This is a genomic window from Agrobacterium tumefaciens (assembly GCA_025560025.1).
Lineage (GTDB): Bacteria > Pseudomonadota > Alphaproteobacteria > Rhizobiales > Rhizobiaceae > Agrobacterium.
Window position 1 is genome coordinate 365,076 of sequence record CP048487.1, and the last position, 21,337, is coordinate 386,412.

Genomic DNA, 21,337 nt, shown 5'->3' on the forward strand with positions numbered 1-21,337 from the left:
GAAAATGAAACGGTAACCGCTACCGCGTGCGTTCCTTTCATCAAGACACCCTGTGTCAAAACCGTTGTGCCCACCGGTGCCACGCGATTGGCGTCGGTCGCCACCGATGTGACGCCTTCCTCCATACCGCCGCGAAGCCTCATCCCCGCCCACGCTGGAAGGGCAGATCTCAGATTCTCGCCTTCACACCGTTCAGGAAGAGGTCCACCGCCGAGCCGGCGGCCCGGGCGATTTCCTCGGGGTCCAGAGGCTTTCTCAAACCGAGGACGATCTCCATGTAGAGATTTCCGCGTAGGATTCCGATAAACTGCTGCGCGGCGGACTTGGGATCATCGACGTGGATCTCACCGCGGCCCTGAGCCTCTTTCAGGATGTCGGCAACCCAGTCGGCGCCGCGGTCGGGGCCGTTCCTGTAAAAGTTGGCCGCAAGATCGGGCAGGCGCGAGGCTTCGCTGACGACCACGCGATAGACGCCGATCATCCTGCGGGACATGAAGATGTTCAGAAGCCGCGTCGCGAAATCCGTCAGCGTTTCCTCCAGCCCCTTGCGCACCGGCCCCGCGGTCAGCAGGGGGCCGAATATCTGTTCCGCGTTCTCCGAGACCAAAGCGGTGAACAGCCCCTCCTTGCTGCCGAACGTGGTGTAAATGTTCCGCTTCGAGCCACCGATGCGTTCGATTACCGCGTCGATGCTGGCCGCGGCATAGCCGTGCTCGAAAAACACCGCGGCCGCCGCATCCTTCTATTCGGCGGGCGAGCTTCTCGCCATGCCGTTCACGACATGGTTCGCGATCACGTTCAGCGTGCGGCGGTTCCATCTCTCCATGCTGGCCCTGTCGGCGGCGATCGCGGCCGTGCTTCCCCTCACCGTCGACCTGAACCTGCTTCTGGCGCTGCGCCTCGTTCAGGGGGTGAGCGCCGGCGCGCTCATCCCCATCCTGATGATGATGGCGCTGAGGACGCTTCCGCCCTCGATCCGCCTGCACGGCCTCGCGCTTTACGCGATGACCGTCACCTTCGCGCCGAATGTGGCGATCTGGATCGTCGGGACAATGGACCGATGTGGTCGCGGACTGGCGTTGGCTCTACTGGCAGTTCGTTCCGGTGGCGGTAGTGTCGGGCGCGCTCGTCGCCTGGGCCCTGCCGCGCGAGCCGATCATCTGGAAGCGGTTCTCCTCCATCAACTGGATGGGCCTCCTGACCGGCATTCCCGGGCTGCTCCTGCTCGCCGTGTCTCTCGATCAGGGCAACCGGCTCGACTGGTTCAATTCACCGCTGATCTGCAGCGCCATGGCGGTCGGCTGCATCTGTCTGGTCGCCTATGCCGTCGTGGAGTGGTCGCATCCGGCGCCCTTCGTCAAGTTCCAGCTCCTGGCGCGCCGCAACCTTCATCTCGGCTTCACGATCTTCATCTTCATACTGATCGCGCTCATCTCCGGCGCAGTGCTGCCCTCTTCTTTCCTGGCGTCGAACTGAGGCTACCGGGCGCTGCAAAGCGCCCCGATCGGGCTGCTTGTTGGACTGCCGCAACTCGTCGCCGGCTCGCTGGTGGCGCTGCTGCTTTACAGGAAATGGGTGGACGCGCGCCATGTGTTCGCCGCCGGTCTGGCGCTGATCGGCCTTTCCTGTTTCCGGGGCGCGCAGGTCGATGCCAGCTGGATGTGGGAGCAGTTCGTGCCCATCCAAATCATGCAGGCGATCGGGCAGCCCATGGCGGTGGTGTCGATGCTGTTCCTTGCGACCAGTGTCGTCCAGCCGATGGAAGGCCCCTATGTCTCCGGCTTCGTCAACACCTTGCGCGCCCTCAGCACGCTTCTCGGCGGGGCGCTGGTCAATCCGTCGCCTCCGACCTGTCATTCATCACCTGCGCACCATATTGCGGGACCAACACAAAGGCCGGGCGTCCGACCTGATCGCCGGAACCGGCGAAGGAGATGACGCCAGGCATCTGGAGCAGAGTCGGACCTATGAAGCTCAATCGTCTGTGTCGAAGTCGATCAGTCGGCCGTCGGCGGCGAATTCGGCATCGAATTCGCGCCCGTCGTCAAGGTGGCCCTCGATCTCGATGCGTCCGCCACGCTCGAATTCAACCTTCTCCAGCGTGGCGTCGGCGGGCCAGGAGGAATTGGCGAGAACGGCCGCAGGTATCAGCGAGCGAACGGTCTCCGCCGGGAAGCGCCCGCGCCCACGGGCCTCGATCTCTTCGATCTCTCCGTTCCGATCCAACTCGACCTCGACCCGGGTGCCGCCCGGCAGCGTGCCATGTACGTTCCGGCCGTATTCGGCACGCGGCTTTTCGCGAATCTCGATGTCGGTCAGGCCGAGGGCCGTGACGGCCGCCGGCAGGTCCTGTGCGGCGAGAAGCCCGGGGGCTGTAAGGGCCGCGGCGAAAACGGCGGTCGGCAAAATGCGTTTCATGATCTTCACTTTCTTTCGGTTCAAGCGGGAGGGATGGCTCATTCCGTCGATAAACGGCTGATCTCAAGGCCGGTTCCGATCGGAAGAAGCACGCTGGACATGCCCAGCACGGCGCGGACGGCCTCGGCATAGCGGCGGATCTCCGGCCCGCCCGGACGGATCATGTTGTCGGCGACGATCATCGCGCCGGGGGCGAGCTTCGGCAGGAGGGCCTGAAGGCAGGGCGCATAGAGATCCTTCCAGCAGTCCAGAAAGACCATGTCGGGCCGTTCTTGCATGGCGCCGATGAGTTCCAGCGCATCGCCCACGCGGAAATCGACATGTCCGGAAAGCCCGGCGCGTTCCGACATCTCCTGCGCATGGGCGGATTTGTAGGCGTGAAGCTCCATGGTGACCAGCCGCCCGCCCGAGGCGCTGGCCGCCTCGGCCAGCCAGATGCCGGAATAGCCGAAGGAGGTGCCGATCTCCAGGATCACCGGCGCGGGCAAGCTGCGTGCCAGCGTGTTGAGGAAGCGCCCGGTATCAGGGCCGATGGCACGCATGCGCCGGTCCTGTCCGCCGTCGCGGCCGCCCGGCGCTTCGCGGGCCAGGCCACGTTCTTCCGTCATCCGGGCGTGGTAGAGGTCCAGCACCGTGCGAACCTTGTCGTCCAGGTGATGTTCCGCGATCGGGCCGGTCGGTCGGGGTTCGTGCCAGTCGATGACCAGTTCCTCGCGGAAGGCGAAACGGACGAGGTGACGCGCCACCACATCCTGCAACCTTTCGATATCGTCGGGGATCGTGGCCTCGACGTCGATCCGCAAGGCACCGTCCGCCGCCATCAGCCGGCAATCGCCGATGCTGAAGCCGATTCGCCCCTGCCGTTCGTCGAATTCGACCGGCAGCTTGTGGCCGAAATGCTTGCAGAGCTGCTGGAGGTAACGGCTGGCATGTCCGGTACGGACGACGGCCACGCGGCGGGCCGGGGTTCCTGCATGGTCATGGCTCTGATCGGTCATCAGCTGCGTTCCACATCTTGCGCGGCCGCATCCAGCGCGGCGGCGATCTTGTCGGCTGTGGCCCCGCCGACGGGCCCGCTCCGCAACCTGAGCCGCAAGGCGAGCTTGAGGTTCTCCATGCCGCGCAAGATCGGGGCGGGTATCTCGCCGCGTCCGGGGGTGCCGGTGCGGTTCAGGAGGTCGTCCACCGCCGGCCGGTTCTCTTCGAGGAAAGCCTCGCCTTCAGCCGTGATGCGATAGGTCTTGCGGCCCGAGGGGGCCGGCTCGACCGTCGCGTAGCCCACATCGTCCAGCCATGAGAGTATCGGGTAGATCACGCCGGGACTGGGGCTGTAGCTGCCGCCGAGACGTTCCTCGATCGCCTTGATCAGTTCATAGCCGTGACGGGGCTGGTCGGCGATCAGCGCCAGTATCAACAGGCGCAGCTCGCCATAATCGAAGGGGCGGCCATGGCGGCGATGTCCGCCACGATGGCCCTTGTCGTGGCCGCGATGACGCGGATATCCGGTTTCGGAATCCGGGGGTGCCGGGCGGTCAGGATTGTGTTCGTTTCTGTGTTTCATACCGCATCAGATATGTCTCGATATATCGAAATCAAGAGAGGGCGCAGAATTTTCCACACCGGCCGCGTCCTGCAAAGATCCATTTTTCCGGGTTTGAAACCACACCTACGCGGCGCTATGGTCGCCACATCTTTTGCAGACGGGAAACGAACGGATGACGAAACGAAGGGATGTGCTGAAGATCGGGCTTGGCGCGGGACTGGCGACGGGGCTTTCCGGCCTCGCGCGCCATGGCGTCGCGCAGGCGCAGGATGCGCTGGCCTTCGATCCCGCGGCCTTTACGGAACTGACAAAGGTGATCGAGACCGCGACCGGCAGCCATGACGTCGCCTACCGGTTCTGGAAGGCTGTCCCCTATGTCGCCCGGCCGGTGGATGCAGCCTATCAGAGCCTCAACATCAGCCAGCCGATCCGCATCGACGGGCGGGAGATCGACGCCTCCGGCGCGCCGATCCTGCTGGCGAACGCGGTCGGCGGCTACATGCCGTCATCCGTGGCCGATGCCGAGGGAATCGGCGGCGGCGGGATGCGCGGGCGCGGCGGTCCGGGAGGCGGCATGCGCGGCGGACACGGCGAACGGCCGCCGGGGGTGAACGGCCCGATGGAGGCCCCTACCGGCAGCAACGCCATGCTCGATCACGGCCGGCGGGTGAGCAACGCCGAACTGGCGCTGGCGGCGGGCTATGTCGTGGTCGAAGCCGGCGCGCGCGGGCGCACGCTGACCGACGCGGCCGGCAATCACTACGGCGTGGCGCCGGCGGCCATCGTCGACCTGAAGGCCGCGGTGCGCTACCTGCGCCACAATGCGGGCCGGCTGCCGGGCAATACCGGCTGGATCGTCTCCTCCGGCACCAGCGCGGGCGGCGCGCTGTCGGCGCTGCTGGGCGCCTCGGGCGACAGCCCGCTTTATGGCCCCTATCTGGAGGAAATCGGCGCGGCCGAGGCCAGCGACGCGATCTTCGCCACCGGCGCGTGGTGCCCGATCGCCGATCTCGAACATGCCGACATGGCCTATGAATGGAACTGGGGAGGCAATCCGCTGGCCTCGGGCACCGTGGTCGATGCGACGGTGTCCGGGGAGTTGCGCGCGGCCTTTGCGGACTACCAGCTCTCGCTCGGCCTGCGGCAGGGCGCGGGCGAGCGGCCTCGCCTGACTGCCGAAAACCTTGGCGACCACATCGCCGAAACCTATCTGCGCCCGGCGGCGACCCGTTTCCTCGCCGCCCTGCCCGATGCCGACCGCGCCGCCTATATGGCCGCGAACCCCGTCATCGGCTGGGAAAATGGCGAGGCGCGGTTCGGCTGGGCGGAATTCCTTGCCCATGCCGGCGCCCGGAAGAAGGACGTCCCGGCCTTCGACGCCTTCGATCTGTCGACGGGCGAGAACAACCTGTTCGGCCTGGGGCAGACCGCGGCGCGGCATTTCACCCGCTACAGCCTGCGCCATGCGAGCGGCGACCCGGCGGCGGAGCTGGACGCCGATATTCCCGGCAAACTCGCGTTGATGAACCCAATGCATTTCCTGTCCGGGGAGAACCCCGGCCGGGCGCGGCACTGGTGGCTGAGGGTCGGCGCGAAGGACAGCGATACCTCGCTGAGCGTGGTGGCAAACCTTGCCGCCTCGCTGGAAAAACGAGGCAACGCGGTCGATACCCGGATGTACTGGGACGCCGGCCACGGCGCCAACGAGGATGCAGCGGAGTTCATGGCATGGATCGGCCGGGTGACGGGTTACGCCGGATAGCGCGGCAAGGCGAGACGGGCCTGGCCTGGCTCCGGCGCCGTCCCCAATCTCCTGTTCTTCGTTTCACCCTTCGCAAGCCAGCCATGGATTGAATCGTTCGGCTTCGCCACGACGTTCAAGGATGCCGGCAGCTGCGCGCGCCTCGATTGGCCCAGTACGCCAGTCGCGATCGCAACGATAGCCGCCGCGGCAAGCAGGATCAATAATCCGCGTACCGTTTCCATACGGGCGTTGCGGATGCGCGAAGGGTTGCCGTGGCGATCCCTGGTAGCGAAGGTGCAATCGTTGCACCCGCCATGATGGTGAGCGTGGCAAGAAAAAGCAACGTCACCCTCCGCGCGAGCGGATTGCGGGGTTGAGGCGGCGCCACTCTTTCCACAGCGTAAATCGTCATTCTCAGCCAGCCTTCCGGGTTTCGCGCCCGCACGTTGTTAGTGAGCTGGCCGCCGCATTTTCAAGGCCCGGACCAGTCGATGACCTTCCCGATCATCGTATCGAGAGCACTTCCAAGATCTCAGGCAAGCCGATCATAGTATCCCGGCGAGACGCAGACATGGAGATCAGGCGTGCGGTGATATGACGGCCAGCTCCCCAAAAACGGGAGGGATGTCCGCTGAGTGAACGATACGGCTCGCGAGATCAGCAAAGCGTGCCTCGTCACGCGTCGACAGAAATCCCACAACTGCGATCAGCCGCTCAGTCACTTCGGCGTGGAAAGCTTCAGCCAGAGGAAGCCCCACTTCGGTCAGCGCCACCACCGTCACCCGCCGGTCATCCCCTTCGGCGCGCCGATAAAGCAGGCCACGCTGCTCCGCACGGTCCACGAGACCGGACAGGCTCGATTTCTCCAGGCGGAGCAACGAGGCGAGTTCCGACATGCTTCTCGGCATATCCTTGATGACGCAGGTCAATTGCGCCTGGGCCACCGTCAGTCCGTGCTTTTCCGCCACCTCCGCATAGATGGACTGCACCAGAAATGACAGCCGCACCAAGGCTGCGGCAGGGCTCAAGCGATCCGACATCGAGCTGGATTCTTCTTTCTCTGAGTGGCTTGCAATGGTTCGTGCCACGAATTAAACAGGTTCGCAATACGAACCTTTAAAGACCGTGTTCGTCGATCTTGTATCAGGCATGGATCGCAGCGCCAAGGTGAGGTACAGCCCTACGCCGAAAGCTGCCGTCCTCCTGAGGAAGGAAAAAGAAATGGATCGGAAAATCGTTGTGCTGGCTGGCGCCACAGGCCATCTCGGCAATCTTGTCGCCCGGGCCCTGGCGGACAAGAACGATACTGTCGTGCGGGCCCTGGTTCGGCCCGGAAGTGCGGCGAAGGCCGCCGGTCTTGCCGGGCTGGGCGTCGAGGTCGTTGAAACGGCGATTGACGGGTCGGGCGATCAAGGCGCGCTCGACAAGGCGATGGAGGGAGCTTTCTCCGTCGTTTCCGCGCTGCAGGGCGGCCCGGACGTCATCGTCGGCGTCCAGTCGCATCTGCTGGAAGCGGCAGCTCGCGCCGGCGCCTCCCGGTTCATTCCCTCGGATTTTTCCATGAACATGTTCGGGCTTGCCGAGGGCGAGAATATCAACCTCGATATCCGTCGCGCCTTCGCCCGCCAGGCCGACGGGATCAGGGGCGGCGTGAGCGTCGTCCACGTTCTGAACGGCTGCTTCATCGATACGAGGGTTCTGTTCGGCTTTCTGGGAGCGATCAACCTGGAGCGGGGCGAGGCCTATCTCTGGGGCGAGGGAAATCAGCCGATGGACTTCACCACCTTTGCCGATACGGCGCGCTTTACGGCCGAGGCGGCAACCGACCCGAACCCGGTGCCGACGATCTTCAACGTCGCGGGCGACACATTAAACTTCCACGACCTCGTGAAAGCCTATGAGGAAGGCTCCGGCAAGTCCCTGACAGTGGTCAGGATGGGCTCGCTGGCGGACATGGATGCCGAGATCGCGAAGCGGCAGCGGGCCGATCCGCAGAACATGTATGCCTACATACCGCTGATGTACTGGCGCGGAATGCTCGACGGCAAGGGCAAGCTCGGCGAGTTGGTCAATGACCGCTACCCCATAGGCAACCTTACAACTGTTAAGGATTACGTCCGGAACGAGGGCCTCTGACCTGGCAAAGGATCGTTCCGCTTTCCGTCCAGATCGGGGTCGGCAGGTCGATCACGTTTCATCGCAGCAGGAGACCAGCATGACGAAACTCAAGATAGCGGTAATCATCAGCAGCACACGCGACACCCGTTTCGGGCCAATCCCGGCGAAATGGATTGCCGACGTTGCCGCTCAGCGCGACGATATGGACATCGAGATCGTCGATCTCAAGATTTTCGATCTACCGTTCTTCAACGAAGCGATGTCGAGTGCATGGGGTCCCAGTCAAGATCCCGCGGCGGTCGCCTGGCAGAACAAGATCGGCGAGTTCGACGGCTATATCGTAGTTGCGGCTGAATACAACCGTGCCCTTACCGGGGCGATGAAGAACGCCTTCGACCAGGCGTACAAGGAATGGAACAACAAGCCGATCGCATTCTTGGGGTATGGAGCCGTCGGCGGCAGCCGCGCGGTCGACAACGGCCGCACCGTGGCGATTGAATTGCAGATGGTGCCGGTTCGCTCGGCTGTCCACATCGGCGGTAGCGAATACGTTCGCGTCGTCCACCAACGCCAGCCGATCACCGAGATCGAAGACGCAATCCTGCCGAGCGCCAATACCATGCTCGACCAGCTCGCCTGGTGGGGATGGACAACAAAGGCGGCCCGCGACGGGCTTGTTCCGCAACTGGCCAAGGCCGCAAAGGCCTGAGACCGGCAGGTCCGTGACGTCGCGCGAACCCCCTCGGTTCGGCATGCGTACCGCGGTCGTCACGCTCTCGGCAAACGAAGGGATCGTCTTACCCCTGACAGACGTCGTCGTCTTCGGCGCCAACGGCCGCACCGGCCGCATCATCGTCGAAAAGCTGCTGGACCGCAGGCACAACGTCACCGCCGCAATGCGAAATCCCGCTGCCTTCTCCGATTTTCGGGATGACGCGCGGCATCCGCAACGCCTTCGGACCGCCAGCGTCGACGTCGAGGATCCCGCATCCGTTCTGGCATCCGTGGACGGGCAGACGGCGTCGACGGGCGCACCCCGGTTTCTCTGCGTCTCGTCAGGCGGCGCAAACCGGTACGATCCGAACCTCGGCTTCTGGTTCCGCAGGATCGTCATCCCGCTGGCCGGAAGTCCGGAAGCGCTTCCCGCTTCTGCGCGGGATTTCTACATCGAACTCCTGCGTCGCACGCCTGGCGCACTGAAGGCCAGTTTCGACTATTATCGGGCGATCGACGTATCCATTCCCCAATACCGGCGCCGCGTCGCGCGAGGAAAGCTGACCATGCCCGTGCTTGCATTTTCCGGTGCATTGGCATGCGAAAGCTGTGGAAAACGAGTTGCGAACCCTTGCGGACGATGTCTTCTCGGTCATCATCCCCGATTGCGGCATTATCCCGCGGAGGAAAAGCCGCAGACGCTGCTGGAGGCGCTTGACGCATTCCTCGCCGCCTACGCCGGATAATCCGGGAGCCGCAGGAGCCCCGAATTCAACCCGCGGGCTCGCCGCAATTCCTGAGGACCCCTGGCCTCGACAGGAAACCTTCGATGTGAGACAGCATCGAAGTTTGTCCAGCTTTGGACGCTATCAGAAACCCCGCGACACTATCACACACCACTCATACTATCCTGAAGACGTGCAGATCGGGCCATAGAGCAGTTCAAGTTCGGCTTTGCGCATGGCCTCTTCGGGGTTACGGCCCACCACGAAGTTCATCATCATACCGTGATCCTCGTGCTCCAGCTTGTGGCAATGCAGAAGGTAGCGTCCCTCGTAGGCGTCGAAGCGAACCAGTACGTCCACCGTTTCATGTGTACGTACAAGAACTGTATCTTTCCAGCCACGTTCCCATGGATAGACCGGGCGAACGCGGTCATCGGGGGCCGTACCCTCTTGCACCTGGAAATGCGTACCATGCACATGCACTGGATGGGGAGCACCGCGCGCACTGGCAAAACGCCAGCGCTCGACGCGACCGAAGGGAACCGCAAAGTCTATCCGCTTCATGTCGAAGACTGTGTCGTTGATCTTTTCGTTGTCCTGAAAGACGAAGGTCCTGTCCGGTTCTCCGGTGTGGCTGAGGGTTTCGATTTCGGACAGGCGCTCGGGAATCTCCCAGTCGCTATAGGGTGCTTCCGTTACCTGGATCTCCAGCACACGCCAACCGGCGGCGTTGCAGGTCAACCCGACTTTCGTACCAGGCGTGAAACCACGCAGGTCCATGATCACATCGACCCTCTCGGCGGGTCCCACTTCGATTTCGTCGACCGGCTGCGGTGTGTCGATCAGCCCGCCGTCATTGCCGATGACCGTGAGCGGCGCCTCGGAGCCCAACCGAAATACCCGGGCGTTAGCGCCGTTCAGAATGCGCAGGCGAGCGAACCCGCGCGGCAACGCCGTGCGGGGCCAGGCGGCGCCGTTGACAAACGGCACGCCGCCCTGCGTTCCGGCGATGTCGGCAATATAGCCGAAGACACCGCCGGCATCGACCTGCGCGTCGCGCAGCACGAGAAACAGTTCGCTATCGCCCGATGGCAGCCCCAGAGCGGCCTCTTCGTCATCCTCGACCACGAGTAACCCGGCCAGCCCATGCCACGCCTGGATGGCAGCAGCACCGTGGGGATGCGGATGATACCAGTTCAGCCCCGCCCGCTGCACAATCGGAAAACTATACTCCCGAACCGTACCCGCGGCGATCTCATCATGCGGTTGTCCATCCATATCCGTTGGAGCCAGCAACCCGTGCCAATGCACGGTGGTCGGTTGATCCATCAGGTTTTCAACCCGACGGGTGAAGGTCTCCCCGCGCCGGATCCGGATTGTCGGTCCGGGAATGCCGCCATTGTAGCCAAAGCCATCATGTCCATCGGGAAAGACGGTCTTCCCGGCTCGCAACGGTTCGTTCGCGGTCAGAAGCCGGGGACGGGGCAGGATTTGCCGCTGCCCAGGCGCGGTTATGGCTTCCGTTCCGCCTCTCGACATGCCGTAAGCCAGAAAGCCGGTCAGCAGCGCCGTACCGCCCATCAGGCCCATAGCCTCTCTTCTCGTTATCCGCCTCATCTCGACCTCGCTCGCTTCTGCCTGTCCCGGGATCTGCCGCACTCAGGATGACGATCGGATCATCTCGACAATGCCGTTGACGATGTTTTCTTCAGCGCAACCACGAGCGACGGGACTTCCATTCACCGCGAATACCGGAGCGTCGAACATGTCGTCGCTCGGGATGTAGCCGATGCGGTCGTTCGCAATCGACACAAGTACGGTGTCTTTGAGCGGTGATAAATTCCTCAGTCGCTCATAGATGGTCGTTACGACCTCTCCGTTCACTCCGGCAAACGCGATGTCCCCGATCCGAAGCAGACCCAGACGAATATCGACCGCCTCGACCTTCTCCTGCTTCATGGAGTCCATGACGTTCGCCCCGGCCTTCGCAGGGCACGCAAGAACCCTTTCGCTTGCGCTGATCTTTGCATGGCTCACCATGGCGGGAATGTTCTGTGCGACGCGGACAGCCTCTGAGCCGATGACGAAGCCCTGCGCGTTCATGGCCTCATAGGCGTAGGAGCGATCGGCCTCGACGTCGCCGCTTTGTGGCTGCTTGAAGTATTTCGGGGCCTGGTCGCCCAGGGCTCCCGGAGTGAAGAGCGCGACCGTGTCCCCGCCCAGGCCCGTTTCGACCCGCCGGGCTGCCGCCCCGGCAAGATCGTCGGTTATCTCGTTGATGCCGATGGTGACAGTCGAATGGACGGCGTAATTGAACAGGACGGCGATCGGCTTTCCGTCCGGGGTCTCGAACCTGGTGACCCTCAGCGTCTTGTCCGACGGGCCGTCGACATTGCTGCCGAGCGTCCATCCGTCCGCAGTATAGAGGTGACGGTTCACGTTGACATCCACCGAGCCGTTGCCGTGGCCGACGCGTGCCGGTTGCGCCTTCTCGTCCGCCTGCTTCAAGGCCTCGATCATGCGATCGAAGACAAACTGCGTATAGGCATCGGATTCGGGGCCGCCTGCATGAGCCAGCGCGCCTGGAGAGACCTTCCCTATGCGCGGGGCGCTATGATTGTGCGTGGCGGTGATCATGATATGATTGAAAGCGATCCCGAGTTCCGTTTCGATGCGACGCCGGATTGGTGTCATGTCCCCGGCCTCGATCAGATCCCCCACCAGGAAAGCGATCTTCGTGTCGGAGTTGCGAACAACGAGGGCCCGTACATAGATTGGATCCTGCACGCCCGTGAACTCGCCCGGCATCGGGTTGAGGCCATTCAAGGTGCGCGGCGTGATCTCGATCTTCGCTGCGCCTACGTTCAACGGTGAAGGCTCCGCTGCCCTGGCCGATGTCATCAGGCCGATAGACATCATACCGCCCACGAGAGCGAGAGCGAGAGTTCGTATCGATAGCTTCTCCCGAAGCACCGGAAAGTTATCCGACTGACGCATCTTTCCTGCCTTCCTTTCCAAAAAACATGGCCTCAGGCCTTCGACTGGCGGAACAGCCAGTCTCGAACACCCTCGATGTCGTAGGCGATACGCCATGTATTGACATGGTTGGCGCCGGGGCTGTCCTCCTGGCCGTCAGGGACGACCGTGCCCTTCCGGAGAGCGACATAGTTGATCGGCGCGCCCTCCGCTTCCAGCGAGATGACAGCGGCACCGAACTGTTCCGGCGTCGAGGTGCCCGGCCAGACGGCACGGGCGACCTTCGCCCCCTCCGCCTCCAAGACCTCCATGATGGTGTTTTGGCCCGGATATGCCTTGGCGTCGCCTTGCGAAACCACCACCCACATCTTTTGCGAGGTCAAAGGCCGCACCTTGTCCGCGCCCCACTGGCAGGCGACCAGATAGGCAGCGGCAAAAAACTTCGGATACTTGATCATGATCGCGATCGACAGCATGCCGCCGCCCGACTGCCCTGTGGTATAGAGGCGGTTCGTGTCGATGCTGAATTCCTGTGACAGCTCCCGGATCAGGTCGACAACAACGTCGAGATAGCCCGCTTCCTCGTCGCTGTCGTTGACGAACTGTTCGGGGAACTGCGGTGCGATGACGAAAGCCTCGTGCTTCGCCTGTTGTGTCGGCTCGGCCCAGATCACCGCGCCGTTGCCCTGCACCAGCGTCCGCATCGGATCGGAGCCTGTGACACCCGCATCGTGCATGAAATTGACCAGCGGATAGCGCTTCGCCGGATCGTAGCCCTTCGGCACGAAGAGATTGTAGGTCAGGCTCCTGCCCGACGCATGCTCGTAGGTACGCTGGACGAAATCGTCGACGACCAGGTTCTTCACCGCCGTATTGGCGATAGGCGCGGAACCGCCGGCGATCTCGCCACCCTCAGCCGTGATCGGCTCTGCTTGCGCCACCGTGATTTCAGCCGCCCTGATCATGATGTCGCGGCCCTTCTGAACGTAGAGCGCGGCTCCTGCATCACCGGGCGACAGTTCGATGACGGCAAAGGGACCGTCGTGTCCCGCTTCGGCCAAATCGGCCGAGGTGTTGGCATAAACCCGCGTGATCGTGCGTCCCTCGACGGCGAAGTCATCGGGCTCCAGCGCGGAGGAAACCAGGTTGCGGTCGTACTCCACCGCAACAGCGACCAGCCGCTGACCGCCGCCATAGACGCGCGTGATCGCGGTGACGCCCCTCACATGCCCGGCGCTGTCCTGCGCATGAACCTTGATGCCTGATGTCATCAGCACAGTTGCACAGACTCCCACCAGAAATTCCCGTCGCGACGGCATCCCATGTCTCCTGAAGTTTTTCTGCTGCCACAGCCAGCTCGGTAACGCTGAGCGCCATTTCGGTTACGCGCTTGATTGGCACCGTGGGCGAATGATCAAATTTCCAAAGGCCTGCCGCAAGCGATCGGGCTTGAGTTTTCGATACCATCCAAGTACCATTATTATACGAAAGAACTTGTTGTCAACGACAGCCAGCATGGAGCGAACGCAAAGCGAAAATGAACGCTGAGAGACAGAGAGGCCGGCCAAGGACGGCCACCGATGCGGAACGCCGCAAGTCGATCTTGAAGGCGGCCCACGCGGCTTTCGTGGAACTCGGCTTTGCTCGCACGACAACGGCCGTCGTCGCGGCAAAGGCGAATATCTCGAAACGCACGATCTACGCGATATTCGACGACAAGACTGCGCTGTTCGCCGCTGTCATCCGGGAGCATCGTCACTTGATTCTCGACCTGCCCCGGCCAGCCGGCGATGATTTGCCGGTTTTCGAAACGATGGTTCGGATTTTTCGGCTGGATATCGACGAAACGGCCGAGCGCGAACGCGAGGCCATCCTAAATCTGATCGTGCGCGAATCCGCCCGGTTTCCCGAGCTTTCCGATTACCTTTACGAAAATAATATCCTGCGCTCCCGCGAGGAATTGATCGAGTGGCTGAACGAACAGACCCGGTGTGGGCGCATGACTGTCGAAGACCCTGCGATGTGCGCCGGAATGCTGATGGATATTGTTTTTGGAGCGCTGTTGCCGCGCAGAAGGATCAAAAAGGGAGCCGACCGGACCCGCAGGGTAGAAGACATCAAGAAGCGGCTCAAGATTTTCCTGCGCGGTACAGGCACGCAGAAATAAGAGGCCTGGCCTCAATTACTGGCGCAAACTGTTGTCCCGCTGCTGCGCTGGCGCTGGCACATTGATGGTCGAAAAGAAGCCTTCCTTCGCCTGTCGCATGATAGCGGGGGGCTTCCCGGCCGCAACAACGACGCGGTGCACCGAAGTTTTCAGATTAAGCGCAGGCAAGTCTGGAAGGTACTTTTGGCATGGGGGGCCATAGAATGGAGGCCGTGCGTCAAGGGTCTTTCCTCAAATCGGACGCTAATCGATGGACATGTACCGGGTCTGGCTCTCTCAGAGAAGGAGGCGGCCGCGCTGAACTGGCAGGGATTAATGACGCTTGCGGGTGCCGTCGAAATCTGGAGGCTTTGATGCTGTATCGAAAAGCGACCAAATGGCGCGGTCGGAAACAGGAGCCTGCTCGCGCTGATGATATCGGCGCGCGCCATCGCTCTGACCGAAACCGGAAAACTCCGCCTTTGGTGGTCCAACGTACGGGTGCGTGGATCAGGCCTTCTGATCACGCTGTCCCGAGCCCTCCGGCGCCTCGCGGTGTTGCTTGTCGTTTCCGGGCGACGAACATCTGGAACCGGTAGCCGTAAGGTATCCGGCCGTCGGCTCCGGCAAGGCCGGCGCCGACCCTGACCAGCGCGGATTTGGTATCGGTCTCGCCCAGCCTGGAAACAACGGCCTTGGCGTGAGAAGAAGACAGCGCCAGGCCCACGAAGCCATCGACGTCGAGCGGCAGCGTGACCGTTCGCTTCAGGACCTCCACCACCTCAAGACCCGGGAGTGCCTCGAGCTCTGCAACATAGTCGGGCCGTTCATAAGCCTTTGGACCGCCCTCGCGCGCCAGGAAGCCCTCGATAGCCGCGGCAGCCGGAGAATTCTCGGTGTCTCTGACATATTCGATGATGGCGAGAATGCCCCCTTGTGCGAGGGCGCGTGTGGCCTCGGCATAAAAGATCGGCCTTTCAAACCAGTGTGCTGCGGTTGCGGCAATGATCGCGCGCGCCGCGCCATTCCCGACCGGAAGCGATTCCGCCGAACCATCCAGAAACGCGATATTGAAGCCGTTCGTTTGCCCAATTGCGGCGTCGCGCATGTTTTCAGCCGGTTCGATGCCGAGAATGCGCATGCTGGGAGGAAGCGCTTTCGCCAGCTGGCGAGTGAATATACCGGTGCCACATCCGACGTCGAGCACAGGCGCATCGTCAGAGACCGGGACGTCCGTGATATGGGCCGCGAGGGAGGCTACCATCTCATCAGGATATTGCGGCCGAAAGCGTGCATAACCGCCGCTGAGCGTATTGAAACGATCACGAAATCCGGCCGGCGTGTCTGAAGACATTCCACTCTTCCTCGATACTGCGGTCCCTGGATTCGAAGGATTTACGCCGCCGAGAAAGCAGCCATTCGTATCGTACCGTATGATCGGAACACTTGACATATGCGTTCTACCGGGGCTTTCCCTGCCGTAGTCTGTCTGCAGTCTACGATGTGATCGCCGGATGCCTGCTGGCGTAGATGCTGCAATGGGGTGCCGGCTTCTTTGAGTTTAGCGACGATGAGATTTCTGCATGGGCAGGAATCAGAAATGCACAGCTGCCGTCAGGGGTTAGTTTCGGTCGTCACTTTGCCTCATGCACTCGCGCAGGAACTCGATGAATCTTTGCGTCTTGGCGGGCAGCAGGCGTGTTTCGGTGATCGCATAGACAGGAACAGGTGTAGCCTGCCACTGCGGCAGCACGCGGCGCAACCGTCCGCCCGCCATATCCTCGGCGACAATTTCCTCCGCCAGTACGACGATGCCCAGATCGAACGCGGCGAGGCGACGCATCATCCCGATACTGTTGAGCTGGAAGCGGCCGCCGACCGTGACCTCGACCGCTTCGTTTTCGGGATCGACCAGGCGGCGGTGGCAACGATCGGCAATCGTATCAGCAGCACAGAGGTACAAGATGCCGCCGAGGGGGTAGTGCGGCCCTTCCAGCAGGCCGTCGGTAGCGCCGCAGCTGCCTACCCCGAAAGTGCGTTGTTCGATCAGTTGCTGCTCTTCCCGATGAAGCTCGGCCTGTCGATCGCACTGGCCTCGACGGCGATGCTCGCCAGCCCGATCGCAATGACAAAGCGACTGCAGACGACCGGCATCAGTCGATAAAGGACGCTTCTTCGTCCGTCTCGCCTTCGCCGCCTTCCGAGGCGGCGATTTCGTTTTGAACTGCATGTCGGCTGAGCAGGCCCGCATCATCGAGCGCCTCGATGTTCGGCAGGTCGCGCAGCGTCTCCATGCCGAAGGCCGAGAGGAAGTGTGGCGTCGTCACATAGGTATAGGGTGCACCCGGCGTTGGGCTGCGCGGCCCGGAGCCGATGAATCCAGCGCCGCGCAGATTGCCAATGGTGTCGCGGCTAACCTCCTTGCCAAAGATCTTTGACAGCTCTCCACGGGTGACCGGCTGGAAATATCCCACCGCCATCAGCACCATCGCCTCGAACTCGGAGAGCGGCGTTGCCGCGCCGCGCGTTGGTGCAGCTAACGCTCGTATCGCGGCCGCATAACGCAAACGCGTTCGGTGCTGCCAGCCGCCGGCGACTGACACCAGCTCGTAGGGCCGTTCTCGCAACTCCTCGATGAGATCGTCGATTAGCAGATCAATACTGCAGTCTTTTCCCACCACGCGCGCCAAGGTCTCGCGGCTGACCGGCTCGGCCGAGGCAAAGATCACTGCCTCGACCCGCATCATCCATTCCCGCCAGCGCATATCCGCCGGCAGATCTTCTAGCTCACGATCAAACAGGACATCGCCCTGGGGATTCTTTTTTGCGTTCCGGCGTGGTTGCGATGCTGCGCTCATCCAACTCGCCTCACAACCCAAAGATCCGGAACGAGGATCGGTCGGACAATTCGCGCACTGCGTCGGAACTTTCGAGACGATCAAACAGCCGGTTCGCCGCCCAACGCGATAGAGCGCTTCCTGACGCCGACGCCGGAATAGCGTCTTCGGTCAGCAATCTGCGGATAACCGGCTCGGCGCCCTTCGTCCGCACTTGGGGCGCCACCGCCAGCAACCGTGCGGCACGGCGGTCGATTTCGGCGGCGGACCGCATGGCTCCCTCAACGCCGTCGATGAGTGCCAGGCAGATTGCTTTCGGGTAAGCCGGCTCGCCCGGACGGACACGGCCGCGGCCACCGATGGTGCGGAAGGCGGACCCGAAGCGCTCGGGCAGCAGCAGCGGCACGGGTTTGAGCCAGTTCAGTTTGTTCGCCAACACGACTTCGGCGACGCCAAGCGCCAGAACCTCCGCGTCCGGGCGAACGGCAGAGATCATCGTCAAAAAATCCGCCAGCACGAAAGGGGCTGCTCGCCGAGACTGGATGGCAGAATCGACCATGTCGGGGATCGAGGCAAGGCCATCATCCCACCGAATCTCGAGGAGGCCGGCGAGCTCCTGAACGAAGGGGGTGGTGATCGTGCCGGATCGGCGCGCCAGCATTCGTGTGGCCAGAAACAACTTTCCGGCCGGGCCGGGATCGGCGTCGGCAGCCGCCAATAAAACCGCGTCACGGATCACAGTTTCTTCTTCGTTCCGACCGAGCATTTTGGCAGCGACGGCGGCCGATTTCAGGGCGAGGCGATCGCGCCAGCAGCCGAGCCACGGCGGCTCGGCACGCACCAGATCGTCGAGCGATTTCAGTGCGATACCGGCGGCGAAAGCGGCGTCGCATTCGGTCAGGTCGCGGCCGCGCGACAACGCCCAGCCTGGCAGGCGGGGCGGCCAAGCGGGGGCCGTTGGAGCGGAGGGCGCGAGCGAATCCATGCGCCAGAGTGTAACTCATATGAGCGGTTTAAGCCAGAAATATTGCCTTAAACCGCACGCCTTGTCGCCAAAGAAGTACGTCCGATAATCTTGCATTATCGGATGTTTCTGTCATTATATAGAAATGCCCCAAATCATCGAGCAAAACAGCGAAAATCACATCGAACGGAACTCTGCGCCGCCAGAGAGCACGGCGTCCGGCGACGCTATTTCCGCGCCGCGGGTGTCGGCCGATATCCCGGCCGACGCTGCCGGTCTCCCCTCCCCTGTTGCCGAGCCGAGCGCCCCGCTGCCGGCGCATCTCGAGCGCCTCGCCGATAAGGCCCGCACCTATGTCGAGGCCGCCAGCTCCGCCAACACCCGCAAGGCCTACGCCTCCGACTGGAAACATTTCACTGGGTGGTGCCGGCGCCAGGGCCTGGCGCACCTGCCACCCGATCCACACAACGTCGGCCTCTACATCACGGCGCTGGCCTCGGGCGGCGCCACAGCCGATCGCAAGCCCCATTCGGTGACGACGATCGAGCGTCGCCTGTCCGCCCTAACCTGGAGCTACGCCCAGCGCGGCACGCCGCTCGACCGCAAGGACCGCCATATCGCCACGGTGCTCGCCGGCATCCGCAACACCCATGCTGCGCCGCCGCGCCAGAAGGAAGCGGTACTTCCCGAGCACCTGATCGCCATGCTCGAGACGCTCGACAGGGGAACCCTGCGCGGCATGCGGGATCGGGCGATGCTGCTGATCGGCTTTGCCGGCGGCCTGCGCCGCTCCGAGATCGTCGGGCTGGATTGCGGCCGCGACCAGACCGAAGACGGCCGCGGCTGGATCGAGATCCTCGACAAGGGCCTGCTCGTCACCCTGCGCGGCAAAACCGGCTGGCGCGAGGTTGAGATCGGCCGCGGCTCCTCCGACGCCACCTGCCCGGTCGTCGCCGTCGAGACCTGGATCAAGTTCGCGCGGATCGCAAAGGGTCCCCTCTTTCGTCGCGTCCGCAGGCAAGGCAAGGATGTTGGACCGGACCGATTGAACGACCGGGAGGTGGCGCGGCTCGTGAAACGGGTCGCGATGGCGGCCGGCGTTCGCGGCGACCTCAGCGAGGGTGAGCGATCTGAAAAATTCTCGGGCCATTCGCTACGCGCCGGGCTCGCCTCCTCGGCCGCGGTCGACGAGCGCTATGTCCAGAAGCAGCTCGGCCACGCCTCGGCCGAAATGACCCGCAAATATCAGCGCCGACGCGATCGTTTCCTAGTCAATCTGACCAAAGCATCTGGGCTGTGACGCCTTTCCCTGTTTGCCGTGACGCTTCCACGTCGAAATCGGGTCGCGATCTTTCAGCTCACCGCTTCGATCAAAATCGAGAAAAAAGGGCCACTTCTAGGAAACGCGCTGCTATAAGATCGAGACGCAACGAGGACGGAATGCAATCTCCAATGCACGATGATCAGAAGGAAACAATGGCGGCTGCCGACCCGCTGGATTTCCTTCAATGCCCGGAAACCCTGCATCCTGATCTGCAGCGACACTTCCGGGATGGCCCAGTCGGAAAAATGCTTCACCACCCCTTTATCATCAATGTGATGACGCTTCCCGGTCATCACAAGGCCGACAATATGATGTACCTCCACCGCAAGGAGGAAGCAGAGCGATCCTGGCATCAGAAAAACTGGAGCCGCTATATCGCACTTCATGAGCGCCCCTATCGCGCAGAGGCGTTACAGCGCGTTCTGTTTGAGGGCGGCCTTCCTTTTGACCAGCCGGCCACTTGGCGACTGATAAAAGCGGTCTGGATAGACAGCGAGAACGTGGACGAACACGAGCAGTTTTGGAGCGCCACCTGGAATAAGGCCAAGTCCGAGTTGACGCTCGATATTGAGGAAAAGGTAGCCTTCGACGAGCTGCCAGATATGGTGCCGGTGTGGCACGGTTTGGAAAGGGAGGATAGCAGTACCCTCGGATTATCATGGACGACGGACAAGGGCGTCGCGGCCTGGTTCGCGCAACGGTTTGCTCGCCTCAATCGTCGACCGGCGTACATCGCGGCGGGGCTCGTACACAAAGAGCATGTTAAGGCCTTTCTCTTGAGCCGGGGAGAACACGAAATCATCGCCTTCCCCGATAAGGTCGATCAAGTCGCTGTCATGCCATGCGCAAGCAAAGGCGTTCATCCATCAGGATCATAGGAGACCGGCCTCCTCGTGGTCGGCAACCTCACGAAGGCCTCGGGGCCTTGAACAGGGCCCCTCCCCTGCCGATGTGAAGCCGTTAAGTTAAACTTCGTGCGGGATTTTCAGCTTAGCGTTTCAATTGAAATCGGGAAGTAAAAGCCACAGCCGGCGTCAAAAGCCGGTCGCATCAAGGCATTCACGCTGATTTTCGAAGAATCGTAAGCCATTGAAATCATGGTAAATGATTTGCTAAAGGAACTCTATATAAACATTGAGGTTCCTAACTGGGTATGATTGCCGGTTGGCTTCTAACCATCGATAAGTATCCCTTATGGGAAAGCATACGTCTTGACATTGAAGACACCTTGGCTGCAATGGCAAAACCTGTGTTTACGCTTGGCGAGAGGCTCTACTCAGCTTGATACACTTCTGCACTGCGATCGCAGGCTGCATGACACCTCCATCTAGAACGTCTCCCCGTTTCCGAATGATTGGGAATGGGAATACGAAAATGGCGAATTGGGCGACGTGAGCCCATCGACGCCGCCGCCAATCTTGTGATGAAAAAGAACGACTTCATCGTAGCGCCCCGGACGATGCATAACACGCCGCAACATGACAGAGGTGACTATTATTTAAGCCCCCGCAAAACTGCTCAGACAAACTGAGCTACCTTGAGTCGCGTGCATCTGGACAAAGCTACAGCGCGCTGAACGTATTTCCGAAGATCGTTGTTCTGGATAATCAGCCCTCGGACAAACTGGTATCGATTCCCTATAGAGTTATTCTCCAAATACATAAAAAACAAATGTTAAATTTCGATTTTGGCTAACCGAACCCTGTTTCAAAAGAGCGGTCTGTTAAGGCGTTGTTAACTCTAAACGACTGGACGTGCGGCAAGAATCGTGTTGTATCTTTGGCGGGCAACAGTCGGCAAACCGAAAGATGCCCGCCAAGGGGGCAAT

At 61.9% G+C, this 21,337-nt stretch carries 20 protein-coding genes and 4 pseudogenes; 11 read left to right on the forward strand and 13 right to left on the reverse strand.

Annotated elements, in window-relative coordinates; genetic code table 11:
* Nucleotides 1–169 precede the first annotated feature (169 nt).
* Entirely contained in the window at nt 170–724 is a 555-nt protein-coding gene (locus tag FY152_25420) for a TetR/AcrR family transcriptional regulator (GenBank protein UXS35465.1), read from the reverse strand.
* Between the two features lie 338 nt (nt 725–1,062).
* On the opposite strand from FY152_25420, the gene FY152_25425 reads away from it, so the two are divergent.
* On the forward strand, nt 1,063–1,476 hold the full coding sequence (locus tag FY152_25425) for a hypothetical protein (protein UXS35466.1): 414 nt from the start codon (nt 1,063–1,065) through the stop codon (nt 1,474–1,476).
* Nucleotides 1,477–1,548: 72 nt separating this feature from the next.
* Nucleotides 1,549–1,938: a multidrug efflux MFS transporter gene (locus FY152_25430; GenBank protein ID UXS35467.1), complete on the forward strand. Its 390-nt coding sequence runs from the start codon at nt 1,549–1,551 to the stop codon at nt 1,936–1,938.
* A gap of 36 nt (nt 1,939–1,974) precedes the next feature.
* Here FY152_25430 and FY152_25435 read toward each other — a convergent pair whose 3' ends face one another.
* The 4 genes and pseudogenes from FY152_25435 to FY152_25450 form a co-directional block, all read right to left on the reverse strand.
* Nucleotides 1,975–2,418, reverse strand: coding sequence for a hypothetical protein (locus tag FY152_25435; protein ID UXS35468.1), 444 nt, complete (start codon nt 2,416–2,418; stop codon nt 1,975–1,977).
* A 38-nt stretch (nt 2,419–2,456) separates the two neighbouring features.
* Complete coding sequence (locus FY152_25440; GenBank protein UXS35519.1) at nt 2,457–3,026, reverse strand: methyltransferase; 570 nt, start codon at nt 3,024–3,026, stop codon at nt 2,457–2,459.
* Between the two features lie 84 nt (nt 3,027–3,110).
* Nucleotides 3,111–3,416: pseudogene (locus tag FY152_25445) on the reverse strand (DUF2218 domain-containing protein).
* Nucleotides 3,416–3,979 (reverse strand): PadR family transcriptional regulator, encoded by a 564-nt coding sequence (locus FY152_25450; GenBank protein ID UXS35469.1) that lies wholly within the window; start codon nt 3,977–3,979, stop codon nt 3,416–3,418. The pseudogene FY152_25445 and the gene FY152_25450 overlap by 1 nt, the downstream one beginning before the upstream one ends.
* A gap of 154 nt (nt 3,980–4,133) precedes the next feature.
* Here FY152_25450 and FY152_25455 point away from each other — a divergent pair, with 154 nt between their 5' ends.
* A complete protein-coding gene (locus FY152_25455; GenBank protein ID UXS35470.1) occupies nt 4,134–5,723 on the forward strand; it encodes a Tat pathway signal sequence domain protein in 1,590 nt (529 codons plus the stop codon).
* 560 nt (nt 5,724–6,283) lie between these two features.
* Here the strand turns inward: FY152_25455 and FY152_25460 are convergent.
* Nucleotides 6,284–6,745: a MarR family transcriptional regulator gene (locus FY152_25460; protein UXS35471.1), complete on the reverse strand. Its 462-nt coding sequence runs from the start codon at nt 6,743–6,745 to the stop codon at nt 6,284–6,286.
* Between the two features lie 181 nt (nt 6,746–6,926).
* Between FY152_25460 and FY152_25465 the strand changes: the two genes are divergently transcribed.
* The 4 genes and pseudogenes from FY152_25465 (at nt 6,927) to FY152_25480 (ending at nt 9,283) form a co-directional block, all read left to right on the forward strand.
* Entirely contained in the window at nt 6,927–7,841 is a 915-nt protein-coding gene (locus FY152_25465; protein ID UXS35472.1) for an NmrA family NAD(P)-binding protein, read from the forward strand.
* Nucleotides 7,842–7,920: 79 nt separating this feature from the next.
* Nucleotides 7,921–8,532, forward strand: coding sequence for an NAD(P)H-dependent oxidoreductase (locus FY152_25470; GenBank protein ID UXS35473.1), 612 nt, complete (start codon nt 7,921–7,923; stop codon nt 8,530–8,532).
* Nucleotides 8,533–8,575: 43 nt separating this feature from the next.
* Nucleotides 8,576–8,845: pseudogene (locus FY152_25475) on the forward strand (SDR family oxidoreductase).
* A 120-nt stretch (nt 8,846–8,965) separates the two neighbouring features.
* Nucleotides 8,966–9,283: pseudogene (locus tag FY152_25480) on the forward strand (alpha/beta hydrolase).
* Between the two features lie 159 nt (nt 9,284–9,442).
* Here FY152_25480 and FY152_25485 read toward each other — a convergent pair.
* From FY152_25485 to FY152_25495, 3 genes are all read right to left on the reverse strand, one after another.
* Nucleotides 9,443–10,852: a multicopper oxidase domain-containing protein gene (locus tag FY152_25485; protein UXS35474.1), complete on the reverse strand. Its 1,410-nt coding sequence runs from the start codon at nt 10,850–10,852 to the stop codon at nt 9,443–9,445.
* Between the two features lie 69 nt (nt 10,853–10,921).
* Nucleotides 10,922–12,178 carry a hypothetical protein gene (locus tag FY152_25490; GenBank protein UXS35475.1) on the reverse strand — a complete coding sequence of 419 codons (1,257 nt, stop codon included), beginning with the start codon at nt 12,176–12,178 and terminating at the stop codon, nt 10,922–10,924.
* Nucleotides 12,179–12,291: 113 nt separating this feature from the next.
* Nucleotides 12,292–13,464, reverse strand: coding sequence for a prolyl oligopeptidase family serine peptidase (locus FY152_25495; GenBank protein ID UXS35520.1), 1,173 nt, complete (start codon nt 13,462–13,464; stop codon nt 12,292–12,294).
* Nucleotides 13,465–13,775: 311 nt separating this feature from the next.
* Between FY152_25495 and FY152_25500 the strand changes: the two genes are divergently transcribed.
* The gene (locus tag FY152_25500) at nt 13,776–14,405 is read left to right on the forward strand and encodes a TetR/AcrR family transcriptional regulator (protein ID UXS35476.1); all 630 of its coding nucleotides are present in this window, start codon (nt 13,776–13,778) and stop codon (nt 14,403–14,405) included.
* A gap of 502 nt (nt 14,406–14,907) precedes the next feature.
* On the opposite strand, the gene FY152_25505 is transcribed toward FY152_25500, so the two are convergent.
* The gene (locus FY152_25505) at nt 14,908–15,738 is read right to left on the reverse strand and encodes a class I SAM-dependent methyltransferase (protein UXS35477.1); all 831 of its coding nucleotides are present in this window, start codon (nt 15,736–15,738) and stop codon (nt 14,908–14,910) included.
* A 267-nt stretch (nt 15,739–16,005) separates the two neighbouring features.
* Nucleotides 16,006–16,434 (reverse strand): hypothetical protein, encoded by a 429-nt coding sequence (locus FY152_25510; protein UXS35521.1) that lies wholly within the window; start codon nt 16,432–16,434, stop codon nt 16,006–16,008.
* Between FY152_25510 and FY152_25515 the strand changes: the two are divergent.
* Nucleotides 16,333–16,548: pseudogene (locus FY152_25515) on the forward strand (hypothetical protein). The gene FY152_25510 and the pseudogene FY152_25515 overlap by 102 nt on opposite strands.
* Here the strand turns inward: FY152_25515 and FY152_25520 are convergent.
* A complete protein-coding gene (locus FY152_25520; GenBank protein ID UXS35478.1) occupies nt 16,538–17,242 on the reverse strand; it encodes an SMC-Scp complex subunit ScpB in 705 nt (234 codons plus the stop codon). The pseudogene FY152_25515 and the gene FY152_25520 overlap by 11 nt on opposite strands.
* Nucleotides 17,243–17,252: 10 nt before the next feature.
* A complete protein-coding gene (locus tag FY152_25525) occupies nt 17,253–18,206 on the reverse strand; it encodes a DUF1403 family protein (GenBank protein UXS35479.1) in 954 nt (317 codons plus the stop codon).
* A gap of 124 nt (nt 18,207–18,330) precedes the next feature.
* Between FY152_25525 and FY152_25530 the strand changes: the two genes are divergently transcribed.
* Both FY152_25530 and FY152_25535 read left to right on the forward strand, forming a co-directional pair.
* A complete protein-coding gene (locus tag FY152_25530) occupies nt 18,331–19,485 on the forward strand; it encodes a site-specific integrase (GenBank protein ID UXS35480.1) in 1,155 nt (384 codons plus the stop codon).
* A gap of 152 nt (nt 19,486–19,637) precedes the next feature.
* The gene (locus tag FY152_25535; protein UXS35481.1) at nt 19,638–20,387 is read left to right on the forward strand and encodes a hypothetical protein; all 750 of its coding nucleotides are present in this window, start codon (nt 19,638–19,640) and stop codon (nt 20,385–20,387) included.
* The last annotated feature ends 950 nt before the right edge of the window (nt 20,388–21,337 follow it).